19 protein-coding genes and 1 tRNA gene are annotated in these 21669 nt (G+C 71.8%); 8 read left to right on the top strand and 12 right to left on the bottom strand.

Features of this window, described 5'->3' with window-relative positions:
- Positions 1 to 219: 219 nt before the first annotated feature.
- Both BCD49_RS27360 and BCD49_RS27355 read right to left on the bottom strand, forming a co-directional pair.
- A tRNA-Pro gene (locus tag BCD49_RS27360) sits at positions 220 to 296 on the bottom strand.
- A gap of 111 nt (positions 297 to 407) precedes the next feature.
- A complete protein-coding gene (locus BCD49_RS27355; RefSeq protein ID WP_035924493.1) occupies positions 408 to 1334 on the bottom strand; it encodes a metallophosphoesterase in 927 nt (308 codons plus the stop codon).
- A 192-nt stretch (positions 1335 to 1526) separates the two neighbouring features.
- Between BCD49_RS27355 and BCD49_RS27350 the strand changes: the two genes are divergently transcribed.
- Positions 1527 to 1982 carry a GatB/YqeY domain-containing protein gene (locus BCD49_RS27350; protein WP_027140361.1) on the top strand — a complete coding sequence of 152 codons (456 nt, stop codon included), beginning with the start codon at positions 1527 to 1529 and terminating at the stop codon, positions 1980 to 1982.
- A 16-nt stretch (positions 1983 to 1998) separates the two neighbouring features.
- On the opposite strand, the gene BCD49_RS27345 is transcribed toward BCD49_RS27350, so the two are convergent.
- The 4 genes from BCD49_RS27345 to BCD49_RS27330 all read right to left on the bottom strand — a co-directional run bounded on the left by BCD49_RS27345 (position 1999) and on the right by BCD49_RS27330 (position 6620).
- Positions 1999 to 2733 carry a response regulator gene (locus tag BCD49_RS27345; protein ID WP_007512380.1) on the bottom strand — a complete coding sequence of 245 codons (735 nt, stop codon included), beginning with the start codon at positions 2731 to 2733 and terminating at the stop codon, positions 1999 to 2001.
- A gap of 49 nt (positions 2734 to 2782) precedes the next feature.
- Positions 2783 to 4498 (bottom strand): sensor histidine kinase, encoded by a 1716-nt coding sequence (locus tag BCD49_RS27340; protein WP_232793964.1) that lies wholly within the window; start codon positions 4496 to 4498, stop codon positions 2783 to 2785.
- Between the two features lie 167 nt (positions 4499 to 4665).
- Positions 4666 to 5631, bottom strand: coding sequence for an ABC transporter permease (locus tag BCD49_RS27335; protein ID WP_007512376.1), 966 nt, complete (start codon positions 5629 to 5631; stop codon positions 4666 to 4668).
- Positions 5628 to 6620 (bottom strand): ABC transporter ATP-binding protein, encoded by a 993-nt coding sequence (locus BCD49_RS27330; RefSeq protein WP_007512374.1) that lies wholly within the window; start codon positions 6618 to 6620, stop codon positions 5628 to 5630. Before BCD49_RS27330 ends, BCD49_RS27335 begins: the two co-directional genes overlap by 4 nt.
- 499 nt (positions 6621 to 7119) lie before the next feature.
- On the opposite strand from BCD49_RS27330, the gene BCD49_RS27325 reads away from it, so the two are divergent.
- From BCD49_RS27325 to BCD49_RS27300, 6 genes are all read left to right on the top strand, one after another.
- Positions 7120 to 8034, top strand: a complete 915-nt coding sequence (locus BCD49_RS27325) for a putative protein N(5)-glutamine methyltransferase (protein ID WP_007512372.1) — start codon at positions 7120 to 7122, stop codon at positions 8032 to 8034.
- A 166-nt stretch (positions 8035 to 8200) separates the two neighbouring features.
- Positions 8201 to 8863: a SigE family RNA polymerase sigma factor gene (locus tag BCD49_RS27320; protein WP_007512370.1), complete on the top strand. Its 663-nt coding sequence runs from the start codon at positions 8201 to 8203 to the stop codon at positions 8861 to 8863.
- 15 nt (positions 8864 to 8878) lie between these two features.
- The gene (locus tag BCD49_RS27315) at positions 8879 to 9901 is read left to right on the top strand and encodes a hypothetical protein (RefSeq protein WP_007512369.1); all 1023 of its coding nucleotides are present in this window, start codon (positions 8879 to 8881) and stop codon (positions 9899 to 9901) included.
- 184 nt (positions 9902 to 10085) lie between these two features.
- Positions 10086 to 10928, top strand: a complete 843-nt coding sequence (locus BCD49_RS27310; protein ID WP_007512367.1) for an ABC transporter ATP-binding protein — start codon at positions 10086 to 10088, stop codon at positions 10926 to 10928.
- Positions 10929 to 11089: 161 nt separating this feature from the next.
- Positions 11090 to 11740 carry an ABC transporter permease gene (locus BCD49_RS27305; RefSeq protein ID WP_232793965.1) on the top strand — a complete coding sequence of 217 codons (651 nt, stop codon included), beginning with the start codon at positions 11090 to 11092 and terminating at the stop codon, positions 11738 to 11740.
- A complete protein-coding gene (locus BCD49_RS27300) occupies positions 11737 to 12777 on the top strand; it encodes an ABC transporter substrate-binding protein (RefSeq protein WP_007512364.1) in 1041 nt (346 codons plus the stop codon). Before BCD49_RS27305 ends, BCD49_RS27300 begins: the two co-directional genes overlap by 4 nt.
- A 46-nt stretch (positions 12778 to 12823) precedes the next feature.
- On the opposite strand, the gene BCD49_RS27295 is transcribed toward BCD49_RS27300, so the two are convergent.
- The 6 genes from BCD49_RS27295 to BCD49_RS44315 form a co-directional block, all read right to left on the bottom strand.
- A complete protein-coding gene (locus BCD49_RS27295; protein WP_007512362.1) occupies positions 12824 to 13105 on the bottom strand; it encodes a hypothetical protein in 282 nt (93 codons plus the stop codon).
- Between the two features lie 124 nt (positions 13106 to 13229).
- Positions 13230 to 13880 carry a TetR family transcriptional regulator gene (locus tag BCD49_RS27290; protein WP_007512361.1) on the bottom strand — a complete coding sequence of 217 codons (651 nt, stop codon included), beginning with the start codon at positions 13878 to 13880 and terminating at the stop codon, positions 13230 to 13232.
- Between the two features lie 155 nt (positions 13881 to 14035).
- Positions 14036 to 16276: an acyl-CoA dehydrogenase gene (locus BCD49_RS27285; RefSeq protein ID WP_007512359.1), complete on the bottom strand. Its 2241-nt coding sequence runs from the start codon at positions 16274 to 16276 to the stop codon at positions 14036 to 14038.
- 17 nt (positions 16277 to 16293) lie between these two features.
- Positions 16294 to 17157: an amidohydrolase family protein gene (locus tag BCD49_RS27280; protein WP_007512357.1), complete on the bottom strand. Its 864-nt coding sequence runs from the start codon at positions 17155 to 17157 to the stop codon at positions 16294 to 16296.
- A gap of 757 nt (positions 17158 to 17914) precedes the next feature.
- Positions 17915 to 19321 carry a proline--tRNA ligase gene (proS, locus tag BCD49_RS27275; RefSeq protein ID WP_027140363.1) on the bottom strand — a complete coding sequence of 469 codons (1407 nt, stop codon included), beginning with the start codon at positions 19319 to 19321 and terminating at the stop codon, positions 17915 to 17917.
- A 124-nt stretch (positions 19322 to 19445) separates the two neighbouring features.
- Positions 19446 to 19889, bottom strand: a complete 444-nt coding sequence (locus BCD49_RS44315) for a hypothetical protein (protein ID WP_007512354.1) — start codon at positions 19887 to 19889, stop codon at positions 19446 to 19448.
- Positions 19890 to 20545: 656 nt separating this feature from the next.
- Here BCD49_RS44315 and pstS point away from each other — a divergent pair.
- Positions 20546 to 21667 (top strand): phosphate ABC transporter substrate-binding protein PstS, encoded by a 1122-nt coding sequence (gene pstS / locus BCD49_RS27265; RefSeq protein WP_007512352.1) that lies wholly within the window; start codon positions 20546 to 20548, stop codon positions 21665 to 21667.
- Positions 21668 to 21669: the final 2 nt, after the last annotated feature.

The following is a 21669-nucleotide window of genomic DNA, read 5'->3' as shown; positions in this document are numbered from 1 at the left end:
TCATGGCTGGGGCGAGCGTGATCCCTTCGGCGTGCCGGCGGGAGGTTCGGGGGGCGGAGCCCCCTGAGGTCTTCCCGCCCGGAGGGCGGGTCTCGATCGGGATGAGGCACCGACGCCGACAGCGGCGGAGAGAACGCCGAGGAGCCGGACGAATGGTCTACTGCTGTACTTCGCTGCTGTACGACGATGGGGACGTGATCGTCGATCACGTCCCCATGCTGGTCGGGGTGGCGGGATTCGAACCCACGGCCTCTTCGTCCCGAACGAAGCGCGCTACCAAGCTGCGCCACACCCCGGCGCCTGACGATGGTCAGCATACCCGACGGGTGCGGGGCTGCGGCGGCCCGGTTCCGGCGAATCTGACCGGCATGATCGGTGGGCCGCCCGGCCGCGGCTCCGCCGCGGCGCTACCTGATGGCGGTGAGGGTGAGCAGGGTTGCTTCGGGGCGGCAGCCGAAGCGGATCGGGGCGAACGGGGAGGTGCCGAGGCCGGCCGAGACGTGTAGCCAGGAGGAGCGGACGGTGCCGGTTTCGGGTGCGACGTGCCAGCGGGAGAGGCCACGGGCGCGTCTGCGGTCGAGGCCGCAGTTGGTGGCGAGCGCGCCTACGAAGGGGAGGCGGATCTGGCCGCCGTGGGTGTGGCCGGACAGCGTCAGCTGTACGCCGCTCGCGGTGAACGCGTCGAGTACGCGGGGCTCGGGGGTGTGGGACAGGCCCAGGACGAGGTCGACGCCGCTGTCGGGCGTTCCGGCGACGAGGTCGGCCCGGTCGCGGCGCAGCTTGGCGTCGTCGACGCCCCGGGTGTCCAGGCGCCGGCCGCCGATCGTCAGGACCTCGTGGACGTGGGTCATGTCCCGCCAGCCCGAGTCGGTGGCGAGGTCCTTCGCGAAGCCCGACCAGTCCAGGGCCGGCCCGGTGGGCTTGGCCTCGTTGGCGCCGAGGACGTAGTGGTGTGGGCTGTGTGGGCGTGGCACGTAGTAGTCGTTGTTGCCGGGGACGAAGACGCCGGGGAACCCGTACAGCGGCGCCAGGGCCTGGCGCAGCGGGCTGGACGCGTCCGCGTGGGAGAGCACGTCGCCGGTCAGGGCGACCAGGTCGGGCATCACCCGGGCCAGCTCGCCGAGCCAGCGCAGCTTGCCGGCCTGGCGCGGCAGCACGTGCAGGTCGGACAGGTGCAGGATTCGCAACGGCGCGGAGCCCGGCGCGAGCACGGGCACCTCCCGCCTGGTCAACGTGTAGGAGTCGCGTTCATACAGCCCGTACCCGACCGTGGCAGCGCCAGCCGTTCCCAGCGCGGCCACGGCCCGCAGGGCCAAGGCTCGCCCTCCCGGCATGTCCCCTCGCATTGGTCCAGTCTCCCCCTCRCCACCGACAGGAGAACCAAGCCGGCGAGGGGAACCAGGGCGGCGAGGGGAACCAAGGCGACAGCTGGCGTGCGGACGAGGCCCGCCCCGCCTACCTTCCAACGAGCCGCGACGAGAATGCGGATGACCGAACCACTTGACAGGACCTAGGCTGCGATGACCATGAGCACTCTGAAAGAGCGACTGCGCGCCGACCTGACCACGGCGATGAAGGCCCGGGACGAGCTGCGGACGTCCACGCTGCGGCTCGCGCTCGCGGCGGTCAAGGAGGCGGAGGTCTCGGGCAAGGCGGCGCATGAGCTCTCCGAGGCCGAGGTCGAGAAGGTCCTGACCCGGGAGGTGCGCAAGCGCCGCGAGGCGTCCGAGGCCTACGCCGCGGCCGGGCGCGCCGAGCAGGCCGCCCGGGAGGGCTCCGAGGGTGACGTGCTCGCCGACTACCTGCCCAAGCAGCTCGGTGACGACGAGCTCGCCGCGATCGTCGAGAAGGCGCTGGCCGAGGGTGGTTTCGCGGGGCCGAAGGCGATTGGCCCCGCGATGAAGGCCGTCCAGGCCGTGGTGGCCGGCCGCGCCGACGGCGGCAAGGTCGCCGCCCTGGTCAAGTCCCGCCTCGCCGCGTAGGCCGGGTCGGCGGCGGTCAGTCCGGGTGGCGGGGCGGGTTCGCCGACGGGCGCACGAGGCCGGTCTCGTAGGCGAAGACGACGGCCTGGACGCGGTCGCGTAGTTCCAGCTTGGCCAGAATGCGGCCGACGTGGGTCTTGACCGTCGCCTCGGAGAGCACGAGACGAGCGGCGATCTCCGCGTTCGACAGGCCGGCGGCGACCTCGCCGAGAACGTCGCGTTCCCGGTCGGTCAGGCGGGCGACCCGGTCGGCGCCGGCGGCACGGGCGCCCGGTGCCGACCGGCCGCCGGCCGCGCCCGCGCCGCCGTCGGATTCCGGGTCCGGCAGGCGGTGCGCGAACGCGTCGAGCAGCCGTCGGGTGACGTTCGGCGCGACGACGGCGTCGCCGGCGGCTACCGTGCGGATCGCGGCGAGCAGGTCCGCCGGCGGCACGTCCTTGAGGAGGAAGCCGCTCGCCCCCGCCCGCAGGCCCGCCAGCACGTACTGGTCCAGGTCGAACGTGGTCAGGATGAGCACGCGCGACGCGCCGTCGGTGGCCACGATGCGCTTGGTCGCCTCGATGCCGTCGACGCGGGGCATCCGCACGTCCATCAACACGACGTCGGGCGCCAACTGCGCGGCGAGCCGCGCGGCCTCGGCGCCGTCGCCGGCCTCGCCGACCACGGTGATGTCCGGCTGCGAATCGAGCACCATCCGGAATCCCATCCGCAGCAGCGGCTGGTCGTCGGCGAGCAGGACTCTGATCGTCATCGTGGCTGGATGCCAGGGATCTGGCTGGTAACGGGCACCGTCACCGTCCTTACCTTCGGAGGGGCGGAGGGACATTCAGGGAAGCCGAGGGCCCGGATGGAGCCGCGTCGTCGTGATCCGGGCGGTCCGTAGCCGGTGGTCGGGTGGCGGCGATCGTCGGCTGCCGCGCCGCCGGAGCGTTGATCCGCGCGGCGACGCGCCATCCGCCGTTCGGCCCAGCGACCGGGCCGGCGACCAGGTGGCCGCCGTGGAGGGCGGCACGTTCCCGCATTCCCTCGATACCACGCCCGTACGGTCGACGAATCTCCGGAGGATCGGTGGTGGGGCGGTCCCGCCGCTCCTGTGCCCCAGTCCCAGCCTCAGCCCCGGGCTCGGCCGCACCCGCTGCCGTGGCTGGGCTGGTGTCGGTGACCTCGATGTCGACCCCATTGGGGTCGAAGTTCAGCCGAACGAGGGCCCGAGCGTGCGGTCCCGCGTGCTTCAGCACGTTGGTCAGCGATTCCTGGACGATCCGGAAGATCGTGAGTTCGGCGTCCGCKGGCAGCTCGCGCCGGTCGCCAGAGACGAGGAGGCCGACGGTGCGCCCAGCGTGGCGAACCTGGTTGACCAGGCGTTCGAGGTCGGCGACCCGCGGCTGTGGGGCCGTCGCGACCTCGCCGCCGAGGTCACTCGGACCGCCGGTGTAGTCGATGTCCTGCGCGCCGCCGTCGTCATGGCCGTCGTCGAACGTCTCGGGCGTCTCGCGCGCCTCGAACGTCTCGCGCCGGACGGCGGCCCGCGCGGCGTCATGCGGAGCCGGCGGGTGGTTGGCCGCCGCGCCGAGGTCGATGGTCGGCGGCCCGGCGGGAGCGTGGTCGTCCCGCAGGACGCCGAGCAGGCTGCGCATCTGCGCGAGCGCCTCCCGGCCCGTCGCCGACACGGATTCGACCGCGCGGACCGCGCGTAGCGCCCGCTCGTCGCCGCCCGCTGGCACCTCGGTCGTCGCACCGTGGGTCGCCGGCGCCTCGGCCGGGGCCGCGATCAGGTCGCGCAGCGTGTAGCTCGCGCCGTCCGCAAGCGCGATCATGACGGACAGGTTGTGCGCGACGATGTCATGCATCTCCCGCGCGATGCGGGCTCGTTCGCCCGCCGCGGCGAGCAGGGCCTGCTGGTCACGCTCGCGTTCGGCCCGTATGGCGCGGTCGGCGATGGAGGCGACGTATGCGCGCCGGGTGTTGGCGTTGACGCCGAGAACACCCGCGGCGATGGCGGCCGGCAGGAAGACCAGCATGACGCCGAGCCGGTCGACGTCACGGACGTGGGGAAGTCGGCCACTGAACCAGACGATCCAGATCGTGATGATCAGTGCGGCCCCTGCCGTCGCCCGCCGCCGGGACCATTTCGCCACGGTGTAGAACGCGATCAGCATCGACGAGAACGTGCCGAAGGACGGCACCCACAGCAGGATCTGCGCATAGGACGCGGCCGCGCAGACGATGAGCGCACCGACCGGGTATCGACGCCGTAGGCAGAGTGGTGCCACCGCCACGCAGGTGAGCAGCACCATTCTGGCCGACGGGCCGCTTGACAACGTGAGCGGTACCAGCGCAAAGAGACAGACCATCAGCGCGAGAGCGGTGTCGACGAGAACGGGACGGGCGCGCAGGGTGCGGCCGATCCGGCCGTACCGCATCCGGCCGAACACCACGCCGGGCACGTCGGGCACGTTCGGCTGGCTGGGCCGGCTCGTCCCACGGCTCGACGTCGCCATGAGCCTCGTCGCCATGAGCCTCATAGTGCCCCCTCCGGGCCGATTGGGGATGCCGGGACAGGACCCCCGCGAAGCCCCCGGGGCGTGCGATGACGACCTGACGGGTGTCGCCTCGCGCGCCCCGAGGGCTCCGCGGGGAAAAGCGATCCGCGGGGAAGGTGATCCGCGGGGAAGCGGTCGGATCAGACGTCGCGCCGGGTGAGGACGTAGGCCGAGGCCACGCCCAGGAGGGCGATGTAGAGGCACAGCATCACGAACGCCCTGCCTGGGGAGACCAGGTCGGTGAGGCGGGCGGGGCTCGTCGACGAGATGGCGTTACCGAGGAGCGCGGGCAGGTACCGCTGCGCGGACTCCAACCGCTCGCCGAACATCGAGAAGATGAGCGGGAGGCCGAGCACCGCGCCGAGCAGCGCCGTCACCGCGCCGGCCGTGTGGCGGATCAACGCGCCGAGGGTGAGCCCGAGCAGCGCGATGGCGGTCAGGTAGAACGCGGCGCCCAGGATCGCGCGCGCCGCGCCGTCGCTGCCGAGGGAGACGCCGACGTCGTGCGATCCGAGGATGGCCTGGCCGATGAGGAAGGACACCAGCGACGCGACKAGCATCGCCACGAACGTGACACCGGCGAGGACGGCGGCCTTCGCCCACAGCACCGGCAGCCTTCGCGGCACCAGGCCGAGCGTCGCGCGGATCATGCCGGTCGCGTACTCGCCGGTCATGGTCAGCACCCCGAGGACACCGACCGCCACCTGGGCCAGCAGGAGACCGGCGAGGGACTGGTACACCGGGTCCTGGCTGCCAGCCTGGACATCCGCGACGGTCCAGTTCTCCGACGCGGAGACGCACAGTGGGATGGCGAGCCCGATGAGCAGCAGGACAGCCAACCCCATCGTCCACTGGGTGGAACGGAGCGACCGGAGCTTCGTCCATTCGGACCGCATCACCCGCGCCTGCGTCACGTCGCCCGCGATGGCGCCGCTCGGGGCGTCGCCCGCCCTCGCCGCGCCGGACCCTCGCCTGGACCGCGCCGATGCCCCGCGCTCCAGCGTGGCCGTTCCCGGCTGCCGGCCGGGTGCCGCCGCGACCGTGGCCGGCAGGGCGGACACGGCGGACGCGCGGTCACGGGACTGGCGGTCGTGCATCTCGTTCATCGGGTTCCCTCGCTGGTCGCGGGCGCCGCGGTGTTGAACTCGACCGCGTCGCGGGTGATGTCCATGAACGCCTCCTCGAGGGAGGCAAGGCGTGGGGTGAGCTCGTACAGCGCGATCCCGTAGGCGCGGGCCAGCTCGCCGATCCGTTCCGACGGCAGGCCCGCCACCTCGATGGCGTCGGCCTCCGAGCCGGGTGCGGCCTCGAAACCACTGGCGGCCGCGGCGGAGCGCGCGCCGGCGAGGGCGGCCGAGTAGGTGACCGTCGCGCCCTCGCGGGCGGCCAGCTCGGCGAGCTCGCCCGCCTGCGGGGAGCGGACGTGCACCCGGTTGCCCGAGGCGCCGCGGACGAACTCCTCGACCGACGTCTCCTGGATGAGTCGGCCGCGGCCGACCACGATCAGGTTGGTCGCGGTCATCGCCATCTCGCTCATCAGGTGCGAGGAGAGCAGGATGGTGCGCCCCTCGGCGGCAAGGCCGCGCAGTAGGTCGCGGATCCAGCGGACGCCCTCCGGGTCGAGCCCGTTGACCGGCTCGTCGAGGACGAGCGTCCCGGGGTCGCCCAGCATCGCGGAGGCGATCCCCAGCCGCTGGCCCATGCCGAGCGAGAAGCCGCCGGCCCGCTTGCGAGCCACGTCCCGTAGCCCGACCAGGTCAATGACCTCGTCGACGCGGCCGCGCGGGATGCCGTGTGTGTGCGCCAGGGCGAGCAGATGGTCCTGGGCCGAGCGTCCCGTGTGGATCGCCCTGGATTCCAGCAGCGCGCCGACGTGGCGTGCTGGCGAGGCCAGGTCGCGGTAGCGGCGGCCGTCGACGAGCACCGTGCCCTGGGTCGGCCGGTCCAGGCCGAGAATCATTCGCATCGTCGTCGACTTGCCGGCGCCGTTCGGCCCAAGGAACCCGGTGACCACTCCGGGCCTGACCGTGAAGGAAAGGTCGTCTACGGCGACCTTCCTGCCGTAGCGCTTGGTGAGCCCGCGCGCCTCGATCATCGTCAACCTCGCGTCTGTCGTCAGGTACCGGCGGTGGTCGAGTCCCGGGTGGTCGACTGCCGGCTGGACAACCAGAACGTTAGGGATCTTCGGGCCCGCCGCCGACGCCCGCGCGGCCGATCTTTTCCGGCCGCGACGTACCGCTGACGGCGTAGGCGTACGCCTTGAGAGGTACGAGGTACGTGGCCGGACTCGCGGCCCCCGCGTGGGCGAGCGGAAACGCGCGGCCTCCGAACGCGGCGTTCGAACGCGGCTGCTCCGAACGCGGCTGCTCCGAACGCGGCTGTTCCGAACGCGGCGGCTCCGGGCATGAGCCCGTCGACCTCGGGCAGGCCGCGGTCCCGCGAGTCCGGGATAGTGTTGCGGGACCAGCAGCGACAGCCGGAGGAGGTGAGACCCATCAACGCCAGAAAAGGCTTGGTGCGTTCGCCTCGCGGCCACGCTGTTCGTCAGTAGCGGTGGCCGCGCGAGCGCCCTTCGGTGCTCCGAAAGGCTTCTGATGTCGCTTTCTCCCGCCCGTGGCGTGAGCTCGTCGAATGACGACTCATCCGTCGACAACCGCGCATCCGCCGATGAGACAGTCACAACGTCTGGCATTGTCGAGACACTGCGAGCCGCCGGCTGCGTCTTCGCGGAGGACGAGGCCGCGCTGCTCCTCACGTCCGCCGACGGGCCGGCCGATCTGGCCGACATGGTCGCCCGGCGGACCGCCGGCATCCCGCTCGAGCACATTCTCGGGTGGGCCGAGTTCTGTGGGCACCGGATCGCCGTCGAGGACGGCGTCTTCGTTCCGCGCCATCGCACCGAGTTTCTCGTCGAACTGGCGACCGGCCTCGCCAGGCAGGCCGCGGCGGCCCACCTCGCGCGGGCGGTAGGCCCGGCGGCCGACCTCGCGCGCGCGGTCGTCGTCGACCTTTGCTGCGGCTCGGGCGCCCTTGGCCTCGTCGTCGCCCGCCTCGCCGCCCAGGTCGAGCTGTACGCCGCCGACATCGATCCGGCGGCGGCGCGCTGCGCMCGCCGCAACGTCGCGCTCGCCGGCGGCCAGGTCTTTGAGGGCGATCTCTATGACCCGCTGCCGGCCGACCTGCGGGGACGCGTCGACGTCCTGATCGCCAACGCGCCGTACGTGCCCACCGAGGAAATCGCGCTGATGCCACCGGAGGCGCGGGAGTACGAGCCACTCGTCGCGCTGGACGGCGGTCCGGACGGGCTCGACGTCCTGCGGCGGGTCATCGCCGGCGCGAGCGCCTGGCTCGCCTCGGGCGGCCACCTGCTCGTCGAGACCAGCATCAGCCAGGCACCCGTGCTGGCTGGCGTCGCCGGCCGTCATGGCCTGACGGCACGCGTCGAAGGCTCCGACGACTACGAAGCGACCGTCCTCATCGTGACCAGACCCGGCGCGGCCGGCCGATAGCCGCCACCTCCCGCGACGAGGCGTCGGGACGTGAAATCAGCTGCGAGGCGGCCGGGCTGGGACGGGTTCGTGGCATGAGCCCTGGCCGAGACCGTGCAACAGGGCGGGCGGCTGGCGCGTGTCTGGGGGTGAGACCTCCAGGAGGCCACCATGACGAGTAGATCCGATGACGAGTGACGCGGACGAGTTCGCGGCGTTCGTCGCCGAGCACGGCGACGGGCTGCTCCGGTTCGCCCGGTCGATGACCGGGGACCGGCACCGCGCCGAGGACCTGGTCCAGTCGGCGTTGACCAGGACGTATGCCCGCTGGCCCAGCGCGCGCCGCCGCGATCCACTGGCCTATGTCCGGCGCGCGATGGTGAACGGCCGAATCAGTGGGTGGCGGCGCCGGTCGTCGTCCGACGTCGTCGGTGCCGTACCCGACCGGCCGGCGCCGGATCGGCCCGAGGACGACGTGGTCGAGCGCCTCCGGATGCGTTCGGCGCTGGCCGCCCTGCCCACCCGGCAACGGGCGGTGCTGGTCCTGCGCTATCTCCTGGACGCGCCGGACGGCGAGATCGCCGCGGCCCTGGGCACGAGCGAGGCGACGGTGCGCAGCCAGGCCCATCGCGGCCTCGCCAAGCTGCGCACCCACCTGGGCGACCCGCCGCGGGCCGAACTCGCGGGCGGATCCACCACCGCCACGTCCGACACCGCCAGGTCGGCTGCCGCCACCTCGACCGCCGCCGGATCCGCTGGAGAGACCCGGTTGTCAGAAACCCGATTGTCGGCGGCCCGCGACCGGGCGCCGGCACCTCATCCCCTTCGTATTCCGTACGAACCCATCTGACCGAGGACGGACCGCGTGCTAGCTCCAACCGAAGAGGCGACCGTGCGCGCCCTGCGCGCCGCGCTCGCGGACGACGACCTCGGCGCCGCCGACCCGGCGGCGCTCACCAGGCTCACCGCCCGGGCGGTGCGGCACGGACGCACGATGCGGTTCCGGCGGCGCGCGGGGGTCGCGGCGCTGCCGATCGGCGTGGCCGCCGCGGTGGGCGCGACGGTGTTGGCACCGGGCGGCGGTGCCGGCGGCCCGGTGGTTGGCCCGGCTCCGTCGTCGACCGCCGCCGAGACGCCCCCGGCCGGTCTGGGGGGCGGCGGGTCGGCCACGGATCTGTTCCTCGCGGCCAGCGTGCGGCGGCTGAGCTCGCCGGCGGGCGACGGGCCGGTGTTCTGGTGTCGCGAGATCTACCAGGCTCACGTCGTCCCGGCACCTGGCGGTCAGGCCCAGGAGAATCGCGCGGAGCAGTACTGGGCGCGGTCGGATGACGGGAAGCTGCGGGTCGTACTGACCACCGACGGGAAGACCAAAACTCACGACCTCACCGGCCTGGACGCCAAGTACGCCCTCACAGGCCTCTACAAGGCCGGGTACGAGCGCAACGGTCCCGAGGGTATGGCGGACTTCGTCCGGCTCTACACGAAGGCTGAGATCCGCGCGCTTCCGGCCGATCCCGGGAAGCTCGCCGCGATCATGGACGACGGGCTGGCTTCCGACGTGCCGGAGGCCGCTCGGGGCGCCAACCGGTTGGGCGTGGTCGTCAGCCTGATGCAGACCCCGGCGACGCCCGAGGTGCAGGCGGCCGCCTTCAAGGTGCTCGCTCAGACGCCTGGCATCACGGTGGTCGGCGCCGCGACCGACCCACTCGGACGGGTCGGAACCGCGTTCGACGCGACGCTGCCGCCCGACATGGGCGCGACCACCGCCCGCCTGATCCTCGCCGACGACGGCAAGGTGCTGAGCCTCCGGACCGACGACGTGGCCGGCGGCTCGTGGCAGTGGACGGCGTACGTCGACTGTGGCTACCGCGACGACCTCGGGCCGTGACATCAGACGGTCGCCCGGCGCGATCCGGGCGACCGTCGCCCCAGCGAGCCGTGGCGACGGCCTTTCGAGGGACGTGACCGGGACGTGATGTCGAACCCGACGGCTTGACCGGGAACGCCGCTGGTGGGTTGTATCGGCCACCGTGGCATGGCGTACGCGCGGTACATCGGTTCCGCTCGTACCGGTGCCGCCTTCTGAGCTCGCCACCGGTGGTCACCCCGCCGAAAGAGGCCAAGATCAGCACGATGCGGATGGCATCCGGCTGGCCGGTGTTACCCGCCGCTACGGCGACGTCGTCGCGGTCGAGCGGGTGGATCTGGCCGTCGCGCGCGGACGGCGGCTCGCGGTCGTCGGGCCGAGCGGCTGCGGGAAGTCCACGCTCCTCGGGCTGATCAGCGGGCTGGACGAGCCGGACGAGGGCGTCGTCGACGTGCTCGGCGCCACCGGACCCGCCGGTCGGCTCGCCCGATGTGCCCTGATGCCGCAACGCGACCTGCTGCTGCCCTGGCGGTCGGCGCTGGCCAACGCCGCGGTGTCGTTGGAGAACCGGGGAATGTCCCGCCGGGCGGCGCGAGCGGCGGTGCGGCCGCTGTTCGCCCGGTTCGGGCTGGCTGGGTTCGAGGATCATCGCCCTCGCCAGCTTTCCGGTGGCATGCGCCAGCGGGTGGCGTTCCTGCGCACCTTCGTCGCGGACAAGGAGATCCTGCTGCTGGACGAGCCGTTCGGCGCGCTCGACGCGATCACCCGCGCGGAGGCGCAGGACTGGCTGCGCTCCACCCTGGACGCCGAGCCGCGTACGGCCGTGCTGGTCACCCACGATGTGGAGGAGGCGCTGCTGCTTGGTCACGAGGTGGTCGTCCTGACGGGCCGCCCCGGCCGGGTGGCGGCTCGCCTGGCCGTCGATCTTCCCCCGGCCGGCTCCCGCCGCGAGCTGCTCGCGAGCGCCGAGTTCGTCGGGCTGCGCGACGCGGTCCTCGCCGCGCTGGAGCGGCCGCCGTCGACATCGACCGAGCAGGTGCGCTCGTGACGCCGCGCCCGGCTTCCCGGCGCGGTGCCCAGGGCCTTGGTGGATGGGGCCTTCGGCGATGGGGGCCGCCCGCGGTGGTGCTCGTCGCGGTCGTCGCCGCGTGGGAGCTGGCGACGGCCGTCCTCGGCGTCGAGGACTACATCCTGCCCGCGCCGAGTGCCGTGGCCCGTGCGCTGGTGCATCGTTGGGACTCGACGCTGGCGAGCGCCACCTGGGTGACGCTGACCGAGGTGGTGGCGGGTTTCGCGATCGCGGTCGGCGCCGGGCTGTTCATCGCCTGCGGGTTGCATTTCTCGCGGATCGCCCGGTCGGCGCTCTACCCTTGGCTGATCGGCTCGCAGACCGTGCCCGTGGTGGTGATCGCGCCGGTTCTGGCGATCATCTTCGGTTACTCGCTGACGCCGAAGCTCATCCTGGTGGCACTGCTCTGTTTCTTCCCGATCGTCGTGGGCACGCTCGACGGTCTGTCGGCCGTCGACGCCGACCTCAGGCGGACGATGCTCACCCTCTACGGCACGCGCTGGTCGATCTTTCGGCGGGTCGAGTTTCCCGCGGCACTTCCGTCGATGTTCACGGGGCTGCGGCTGTCCGCCGCGTATGCCTCGACGGCGGCGGTGTTCGGCGAGTACTCAGGCTCGTCCGACGGTCTCGGGCACGTGATGCGCCAGGCCGTTCCACAACTGCAGAGCGCGCTGGTCTTCGCTGCGATCGCCCTGCTGTCCGCCATGTCCATCGCCTTGTTCGTTCTGGTCACTGCCTTGGAGAGGGCACTGGTCGGCTGGGCTCACGAAGGGAAGAGCACCAACAGATGAGGGCTCACCGATCGACGTTCGGTCTCGGCGGCGGTGCTGGCTGCGCGCTGATGGCGGGAGTACTGGTCCTGTCCGCGTGCGGCGGCGGGAATCACGACGCGAACGGGGCATCCGCCGGCGGCGAGAAGACCCGGAAGACCACGGTCCTGCTGGACTGGGATCCCAACCCGGACCACGTCGCGCTCTACACGGCCCGCGACGCCGGCTACTTCAAGGCCGCCGGGCTCGACGTCACCCTGCAGCCGCCGTCCGACCCGTCGGACCCCACGAAGCTGGTCAGCACCGGCAGGATCGACCTGGGCATCTCCTACGAGCCGGAGACCGTGATCGCCGGTTCACAGGGCCTGGACGTGGTCGCCGTCGGGGCTCTGGTGCCCACCGCCCTGACCTCGGTCATGGCCACGGGCAAATCCCGGGTGCACGCCATCGCGGACCTCGCCGGCGCGAAGGTCGCCACCGCGGGCCTCGTCACCCAGGACGCGTTCCTGAAGACGATTCTCGCCAGCAACCACGTCGACGAAGGCTCCGTGACGAAGGTCGACGTCGGCCAGGACCTGCTCGCCGCGATGGTGACCGGCAACGTCGACGCGACCCTCGGCGGGTTCCGCAACGTCGAGGCCGTCCAGCTGGCGGCCGAGGGCCTGAACCCGACGGTCATCCCGGTGACCGAGGCCGGCGTGCCGGACTACGCCGAGCTCGTCGTCATCGCCCAGGCCAGCCGGCTGAAGAGCGATCCCGCCTACCAGAAGCTGGTACGCGACTTCCTCGGCGCGCTGGCCCGAGGCAACGCCGCCGTCCTGGCCGACCCGGCGAGCGCCGCGAAGACGATCGCCACGGTGGCCGAGGGATACGACCCCGCGGTGCTGCCGAAGATGGTCGACGCGACCGTGCCGCTGCTGCGCAACCCCGCCGGCTTCGGCCGCCAGGACACCGCTGCCTGGCAGTCGTTCGCCGACTGGATGTCCGCCGGGCATCTCATCGACAGGCCCGTGAAGGCCGCCGACGTCGTCACCAACGCCTATCTCCCCGCCAGCTGACCGGGGCCCGGGGGCGCGTGGTGGCCGGCGGCCCGCTGGCTCGAGGCTATCTTCCGTTCCCGGTGCACCGAGGGTCGTTCGGCGCGATCGCGACCGAGCCGTAGGCGGCGTCCGAGTGGTAGACGACGTACACCATGTTCGGCCCGTCGCACTTCGCGGACACGTTGCTAAAACCGTCCGGCATGTTGATGACCCGGGCCGGCTTGTCGTCGTGGCTGGCCACGGGCGCGTCCCGCCCCGGTTCCCGGGTCTTCTGCGAACAACCCGTCGCCGTGACGGCGATCGTCGCCGCGGCGAGCGGGAGCGCGACAGCCAGGCGAATCTTCATGCTGTTCCCCTCCACTGACTGCCCGTCGGTCGGGTCATCGTGGAGCGCGGCCGGGAGTCTGTGACCCCTTTTGTCTGGTTCTTGTCAACCGCGTGGTGGCCGGAGGGCTGCCGAGGTGCGGGGATCAGGCCGGTTGGGGGTTTTCGTAGGGGCCCAGGACCAGCCGGGCGACGTCCTCCAGCTGGCGGACGAGGTCGGGGAAGGTGAGGCGGCCGGCCGTCCAGGCACCGAGCCCGGAGGCCAGGGTGGCGTTCAGGGCGATTATGGCGGGCCTGGCGACGTCGGGTGGCACGTCGTCCATGAGAGCGGTGAGGACGGTGCGGTTGTCGTCGCCGAGGCCGGCCAGCTCCTCGCTCGCGAACGGGTCGCTGGAGCCTTCCACATGGGTGACGAGGCGGGCGAAGTTCGGATGCCGCTGGAAGGCCCGCAGCTCGCGGTGCAGGAACGCGGTGACGCGCGTGCAGGGGCCGGCCGGCGGGGTGCCGCTGTTGCCGCCGCGGGACTGGTCGCGGGAGACCTCGGCGCGTACCCGGTCGGTGAGCCGGCGCTGCCAGTCGGCCCAGGCGGCGGCGAGCAGATGATCCTTCGAGGAGAAGTAGCGATAGGCCGTACCGAGCGCGACCCCGGAGCGCTCGGCGACGTCCCGCATCTGCAACTGGTCCGGGGGCACCTGGTCGATCATCTCGATGACCGCGTCCGTGAGCCGACGCCGGCGGGCCAGCTGCGCCGGCGTCATCGTGCTGACCGGCTGCGGCAGGGTTTCCTCTTTCGCCACCTTTCCAGGCTACCTGGAAGCGGGTTTCATTTCGTATACCATTGGTGATCTTCGTCTACGCACCTGGCCTTGCTGCAAAGTTGTGAGGCCAGCCTCACAGTTGAAATTCCGTTCTACTGCGAGGATGGCTGTCGTGGTCGGCCGGCCGGCCCCGGTCAGCCGCGAGGGAGACCGAGGACGCGCTCGGCGATGACGTTGAGCTGGATCTCGATGGTGCCGCCGCCGATCAGGTGCGGCGGAACGCTCAGGTACTGGTGCACCGCCGCGGCGCCCGGGCCCTCGGCGCTGGCCGCCGCCGGGCCGAACCAGCGCAGGGTGCGCGTCGCGACGTCGGTGTTCAGGAAGCTCGCCGCGACCTTCGCGACGCTCGCCTCGGCGCCGGGACGAAGGCCGGACAGCGTGCGCAGCGTCCCGCGCAGGCTCATCGCGGACAGCGCGTACGCATGGGCGTACAGCGCGCCGATGTCCCGGTGGACGTCGTCGGCGCGCGCGGCGAGCTCCCCGGAGGCGGCCATCGCCGGCATGTCCAGCCTCAGCTCGCGCATCCCGCCCATGGCCACTCGCTCGTTGCCGAGCGTGGTGCGCGCCAGCGCCCAGCCCTTGTCGACCTCGCCCACCAACCGGTCGTCGGGCACGAGGACGTCGGTGAAGAAGACCTCGTTGAACAGGTAGTTGCCGTTGGCCTCGCGCAGCGGGCGCACCTCGATGCCGGGCGTGCGCATGTCGAGCAGGAAGTACGAGATGCCCCGGTGCTTGGGGGCGTCCTGGTTGGTCCGCGCGAGCAGGATTCCGTAGTCGGCCCGGTCCGCCATGGAGTTCCAGACCTTCTGGCCGTTGATCCGCCAGCCGCCCTCGGCCTTTTCCGCCCGGGTCGACAGCGCCGCCAGGTCGGAGCCGGCGCCCGGCTCGCTGAACAGCTGGCACCAGGTGATCTCGCCGCGCAGTGTCGCGGGGACGAGCGTGCGCTTCTGTTCCTCCGTGCCGTGCGCGAGGACCGTCGGCATCGCCCATTCGCCGATGACGGTCCTCGGTTGGGCCACGCCCGACCGTTCGTACTCCTGCTGGATGACGATCTGCTCGACGGGGGTGGCCGCGAGGCCGTAGGGACGCGGGTAGTGCGGCAGCACGAGCCCCTCGTCGGCGAGCCGGCGCTGGCGCTCGCCCTCGGGCAGCGCCGCCACCTCGTCGAGGATGCCGGCGATCCGAGCGCGGAACGCCGGGTCCGCCTCGGGAAGCTCGAGATCGAAGTCACGAGCCTGGCCGGAGGTGGCGACCAGGTTGCCGAGGCGGTGCTCGAACGTGGCGACCGGGCCGAGCAGGCTCTCCAGTGTCATGGCGCGCCGCCAGTACAGGTGGGTGTCGTGCTCCCACGTGTAGCCGATGCCGCCGAGCAGGGTGACGGTCTCCAGCCCGAGCTCGGTCGCGCCCGCGAGGCACAGGATCGCGGCCTCGGCGGCGGCGAGCGCGAGCTGCTCGTCGCCCTGCTCGACGGCGCGGGCCGCGTCCCAGGCGGCGGCGGTCATCGTCTCGGTTCTCACCAGCATCCGGGCGCAGCGGTGCTTGACGGCCTGGAACGAGCCGACCGGCCGGCCGAACTGCTCGCGCACCTTGACGTACTCGACGCCGGTGGTCAGCAGCCAGCGCGCGATGCCGACGGCCTCGGCGGCGAACAGCACGGCGGCCAGGACGCGCACCTGCTCCGCGTCGATCGCGACGACCTGCTCCGCGCCGACGGCGACGGCGTCCAGGTGCACCCGGGCGACCCCGCGGGTCAGGTCCACCGCGTCGGCGGGCTCGACGCGGACGCCGGGCGCGGCGGCGTCGACGACGAACCACACCTCCCCGCCGGCTGCCGCGTCAGTGGTGGCCACGGTGCCCACGGTGTTGGCGGCGGCCGTGCTGGCGGCGACGCGCGCCCCGAGCAGGAGCAGCTCGGCGCCGGCCGCGCCCAGCACCGGGACCGTCACGCCGGACACGGTGTGGCCGCCGTCGGATCCCGGCGTGGCGCGCGGGCCGGCGGCGGTGAGCGCGCTGGCGGCGCGAGCACCGGCGGCGAGCCCGGGCAACGTCCGCTTGCGCAACTCGTCGCTCGCGTTCCTGGCCAGCAGCCCGCTGGTCAGGACGGACGGCAGCAGGTGCCCGGGCAGCAGGGCGCGGGCGGTCTCCTCCAGCGCGACGGCGAGCTCCAGGTACCCGGCGCCGGCGCCGCCGTGCTCCTCGGGCAGGTGCAGCGACGTCAGGCCGAGCTCGACCAGCCCGTCCCAGCCGGGGAACGGGCCGCCGGCGGCGTAGGCATCGAGATCGGCGCGGATCGCGGCGGACGGGGCGTGGCGGGCGACGAAGCCCCGTATGGACGAGGCGAGCGCCTCATGGTCCTCGGTCAGGCCGATCGACACGACGACTCTCCTCGCGGTCAGGCGTCGAGCTTGAGGACCTTACGGGCGTTCTCGTGCAGGAACTTCGGCCAGACGTCGTCGCGGAACGGCACGTTCGGCATGTCCGTCATGATCCGCTCGAGCGAGAGGCCCATCGGGAAGTAGCCCGCATAGAGGATCTTGCCGGCGCCGCGGGTGTTGGCGAAGTCGATGATCGCCTTCGGGTAGTGCTTGGGCGCGAACGCGGACGTCGAGTAGTACAGGTTCGGCCACTTGAGCAGCAGCTTCACGGCKAGGTCCGTCCAGGGCTCGCAGCCGTGCCGGGTGACGAAGACCAGGTCGGGGAAGTCGAACATCACCTGGTCGATCAGCTCGACCCGCTGCGGCTCGAACTTCAGCCGCGGGCCGGGGACGCCAGTGCAGCAGAACACCGCGATTCCCAGCTCCACGCACTTGGCGTAGGCCGGGTACATCTTCTCGTCGTTGATCGCGACCTGCGGGAAGACTCCGGAGGGGAAGGCGCCCACCGCGCGGATGCCGAACTCCTCGTAGTCCCGCGTGATCGATCGCACCGTGCCCATCACGTCGTTCGGGTCGCCCAGGTTGCCGCTCGGGACGAACCGGTCCGGGAACTGCTTCAGCGCCAGCCGCGCGGACTCGCCGGCACAGCCGATCATGCCCTTCTCGATCCCGAAGCGGTCCATCTCGCGCAGCGTCACGCTGACCGGGTCGTCCGTGGGCAGGTCGTGCGGGACGTTCTTGAACATGTACTGCGCCGGGAACTCGAACGCCTTCGACTCGTCGTCCTTGAGCTGGCGGCGGATGAAGTCGTACTGCGAGGTACCCGGCTGCGGGAAACCGATCATCGTGTCGATGATCGGGACTCCGGTCGGAAAGGCCATCGCGCGTCCTCCACCTGCTCTCGATCAGATCTCGTCGCCCAGTCTGAAATTCGGTTTCACGAGAGTCAAGGTGTTCGGGCCGAAGCGCCGCGTCCCCTGGTGCTAGCGCCGTCGCTTCTGGTAGAAATGATGTTCTACCTGCCGCCGAGCTCGCGACGCTTGGACGTCACCAGCTTCACGTCGGGCGGGAAGGTCGTCGCTGGTTCGCTCCGTCCGGGCGGCGCGCTCCGGTCCCGTGCTCGCTTCGCTCCCACGGGACCTCCGCGCGCCGTCCTCCTCCGCTCACGTGCCCTCCGGCGACCTCCGCTGCGGCCCAACCCACTTCGCTTCGCTCGTGGGCCGGGCCTCCGCGGAGGCGCGCCTCCGGGCCAGCTCGGTTGCTTGGCGCTCGGACAGTGTGGGACCACAGGACCCTGTCGCGGGGCCACGTCGCTGCGCTCGTGGGGCGAAATTCGCTCCCGACCAACCGGTACGGGAGCGCTCAGGCTGTCACCAGTCCAGACACTCACGAGCGAAGCGAAGTGAACCTGTGGATCGGGTCGTTGTGGGTTGGTGGCGTTCAGCGGCGGGTGACCGCGCTGGGCGCGGAGGCGCGCCTCGCGGAGGCGCGGCCCCGGAGCGAAGCGAACGGGGCCGGGCCGCAGCGAGGTCGCCGGAGCGCCCGTGAGCGGAGGAGGACGCGGCGCGGAGGTCCCTTCCCGAAGCGAAGCGAGGGAAGGGACCGGAGCGCCGTGCCCGGACGGAGCGAACCAGAAACTCAGTACGAGCGGGCCACCAGGCAGACGAGGTCGTCGGTGTCGTCCGTGCCGTCCGGGAAGGTGCCGTCCGGGTTCTGGATGCAGCGGACGGTGAGGGCCTCGGCGGCCAGGCGCGCCTCGCCGTCGTCGCCGACCAGCCGCCACGGCAGGCGAGCGAAGCCGGTGGCGGCCGCCTCGACGGCCTCGTCCAGGGAGGTGACGTCGGCGGTGCGCGAGTCGCGCAGCGCCAGCGCCTGCTGGTACAGGGTGTCCTGGACGTCGTCGAGCAGCGCCGGGACCCGGCCGGCCGCCTCCGACAGCGGCACGGTCACCTTCTCGCCGGTGTCGCGGCGAGCCAGCGTGGTGTTGCCGGCGGCCAGGTCGCGGGGGCCGACCTCGACCCGGACCGGCACGCCCTTGAGCTCCCAGTCGGTGACCCGCCGGCCGAAGGACAGCCCCGGCCGGGCGTCCAGCGACACCCGCACCCCGGCCGCCCTCAGCTCGTCGGCGATCTGGGTGGCGGCGGCGACGACCTTCTCGTCGTCGCGGACCGGGAGAACGACCACCTGGGTCGCCGCGAGCCGCGGCGGGATGCGCAGTCCGCCGTCATCGCCGTGCGCCATGATCAGGCCGCCGACCATCCGGGTGGACGAGCCCCAGGAGGTCGTCCAGGCCAGGTGACGAGCGCCGTCGGCACCGAGGAAGTCGATGTCGAAGGCGCGCGCGAAGTTCTGGCCGAGCTCGTGGCTGGTGGCCATCTGCAGCGCCTTGCCGTCGCCCATCATGCCCTCGCAGGTGAGGGTGTTGATCGCCCCGGCGAACCGCTCCTTGCGGGTCTTGCGTCCGACGAAGACCGGCAGCGCCAGGGTCGACACCATGAAGTCCTGGTAGACGTCCAGCGCGATCCGGCGGGCGTAGGCGGCGGCGTCAGCCTGGTCGGCGTGCGCGGTGTGCCCCTCCTGCCAGAGGAACTCGCTCGTGCGCAGGAAGAGGCGCGGGCGCAGCTCCCAGCGGACGACGTTCGCCCACTGGTTGAGCAGCAGCGGCAGGTCGCGGTAGCTCTGCGTCCACTTGGCCATGTACTCGCCGATGACCGTCTCGCTGGTCGGGCGGACGACGATCGGCTCGTCCAGCTCCTTGCCGCCGCCGTGCGTGACGACGGCGAGCTCGGGACTGAACCCCTCGACGTGCTGGGCCTCCCGGCGCAGGTAGCTCTCCGGGATGAACAACGGGAAGTAGGCGTTCACCGCGCCGGCGGCCTTGATCCGGGCGTCGACGTCGGCCTGCATCCGTTCCCAGAGCGCATAGCCGTACGGTCGGATCACCATCGTCCCGCGGACCGGACCGTTGTCGGCCAACTCGGCCTTGGCGATCACGTCCTGATACCAGCGGGGGAAGTCCTCGGAACGAGACGTCAGCACTGCCACGCCTCCACGATATTGCCCTGGGTAGTTGTTTCGACGGCTGCCCTCGTCGGCGGTTCCGCGACGGGGCCGGCGCGGTCCCTCCGGGGGAGCCGGCGCGGGCCCGCCGCCGCCTGCCGGACCGCCGCTAGCTGGGCTGTCTGGCCGCCGGGGTGTACCGGCTCCGGTCGTCGCCACCCGATCGAGGGTGGCCGCCCGATCGAGGGCCGCCGGCCGTGGGACCGGCGTCGTGCGGCCAGACGGCCGCGCCGGCGGACGGGTGGGTGGGCTCGCGGAAGACGAGCAGGATGTCGGCGTCGGCGCGGTGGCTCACCAGGGCGGACGCGGGCGGCATGAGGACCATCGCCGCGGTGACCTCGGCGGCGGTCGCTCCCGGGGAGAGCAGCAGCCGGTACTCGGCCACATCCCCGTCGTGGACGCTGGTCACCTCGGCGAGCGAACGCGGCAGCTCGGCGAGCGGGCCCGGCTCCGGCGCGGGGTCCATGGCTTCGGACCCTCCGGCGCCGCCGAGGTCCTCGCCGCCGAGGTCCTCGGGGCCCAGGTCACCGACGTCGATGGCGGTGTCTTTCATGCACATCCTCCTTCTGCCTGGCTGACGCCAGCCGCTGGCCGCGACCGGCGGGTAGCCGAGGCCATGCGAACGCTCGCGTTCAGTTCCGGCTCCGATGCCGGGCGCGAGCCTGGACGGGGTCAGCCATCACCCATGACCCATGGCTATAGGACGAATGCTGTCAGCAACCGTGGCTTTGCTGAACAGCAATCGGACGGGACGAGCAAGGGGTGAAGGGTGATCCCCGGGCAGATGGGACATCGAGCAGCGCTCGACTGACGGTCGGTTTCGTTCCGTAGTTGTCCGACCACTTTCCTGTTGGCCTGACGCGCGAGCGTGGAGGGCTACCGGATGGTGGTGGGTTGTCGCTCCGGGATGGGGGGTGAACGGAAGGGGGCGTGGAGGAGACGGTGCGGCGGCCGGAGCCGGCGTAGTTGTCGCGTAGGCCGTCTGTGTACCAACGGGTCAAATGCCATCACGGCTCGTAGCCATGCCTGGGATCCCCGAGCCTGTTGGCTCCGGATCAACCTAAACGGGTAGCTGTTCCAGTGTGTGTCCGGTTTGCGTTCGGGTTTGTTCATTCCCGGTTCACTATGGGCCGCTTCGATGATTCACCGGTGGTCCGGACGGGACCGCTGGGGGCAGGCGCCTCGCGGCGCCACAAAGAAGGGCTACTCGTGAAGGTAGGCAAGCGCCAGTCCGCCGCCGCCGGCATCGCCGTCGCGGCACTGCTCAGCGTCGCGGCATGTGGTTCGGACGACAACGGCGACACGCCGAGCACTCCGGCCAGCGGGTCCGCATCCGCTGGGGGCGCGGCGGCGATCGACTGCGCCACCGGCAGCATCAGCGGTGGCGGCTCGTCCGCGCAGAAGAACGCGATGGACGAGTGGATCAGTGCGTACCAGGACGCCTGCAGCGGCACGACCGTCGCCTACGCGTCGTCCAGCTCCGGCACCGGCCGCCAGTCGTTCATCGACAAGCAGGTCGACTTCGCCGGCTCCGACTCCGCGATCAAGGACGACCAGAAGACGGCCGCCGCGGCCCGCTGCACCGGTGGCGAGGTCGTCGACATCCCGATGGTGGTCGGCCCGATCGCCGTCGTCTACAACCTGTCGGGCGTGAGCGACCTCAAGCTGTCGCCGGGGACCGTCGCCAAGATCTTCTCGGGTGCGATCACCAAGTGGAACGACCCGGCGATCAAGGCCGACAACGGCAGCGCGTCCCTGCCGGACACCGCCATCGCGTCGGTGCACCGCTCGGACAGCTCGGGCACCACCGACAACTTCACCAAGTTCCTGGCCGGCGCCGGCGGTTCGGACTGGACCTTCGACCACAGTTCCGACTGGAAGGCGACGGGCGGCCAGGGCTCGAAGGGCAGCGACGGCATCGCCTCGACGGTCAAGTCCACCCCGGGCGCGATCGGCTACGTCGAGCTGTCGTACGCCGAGAACTCCGGCCTGTCGACCGCCCAGCTGAAGAACGCTGCCGGTGAGTTCGTCAAGGTCAGCACGGACGGCGCCTCCAAGGGCGTCTCCACCGCCACCGCCAAGGATGGCAACGACCTGGTCCTGACCTTCGACTACAAGACCGCGACCCCGGGTGCCTACCCGGCGTACCTGGTCTCGTACGAGATCGTCTGCACCAAGGGCCTCGACCCCGCCAAGGCTGCCCTGGTGAAGTCCTTCCTGACCTACACCTCGTCCGAGGCCGGTCAGGCCTCGATCTCTGACCTGGGTTACGCGCCGCTGCCTAGCGCGGTGGCCACCAAGGTCCAGGGCGTCGTCGCCACCCTTGGCTGATC

It is taken from the genome of Pseudofrankia sp. EUN1h (genome assembly GCF_001854645.1).
Taxonomy (GTDB): Bacteria; Actinomycetota; Actinomycetes; order Frankiales; family Frankiaceae; genus Pseudofrankia; species Pseudofrankia saprophytica.
This window is presented reverse-complemented; position numbering and strand designations above follow the sequence as displayed.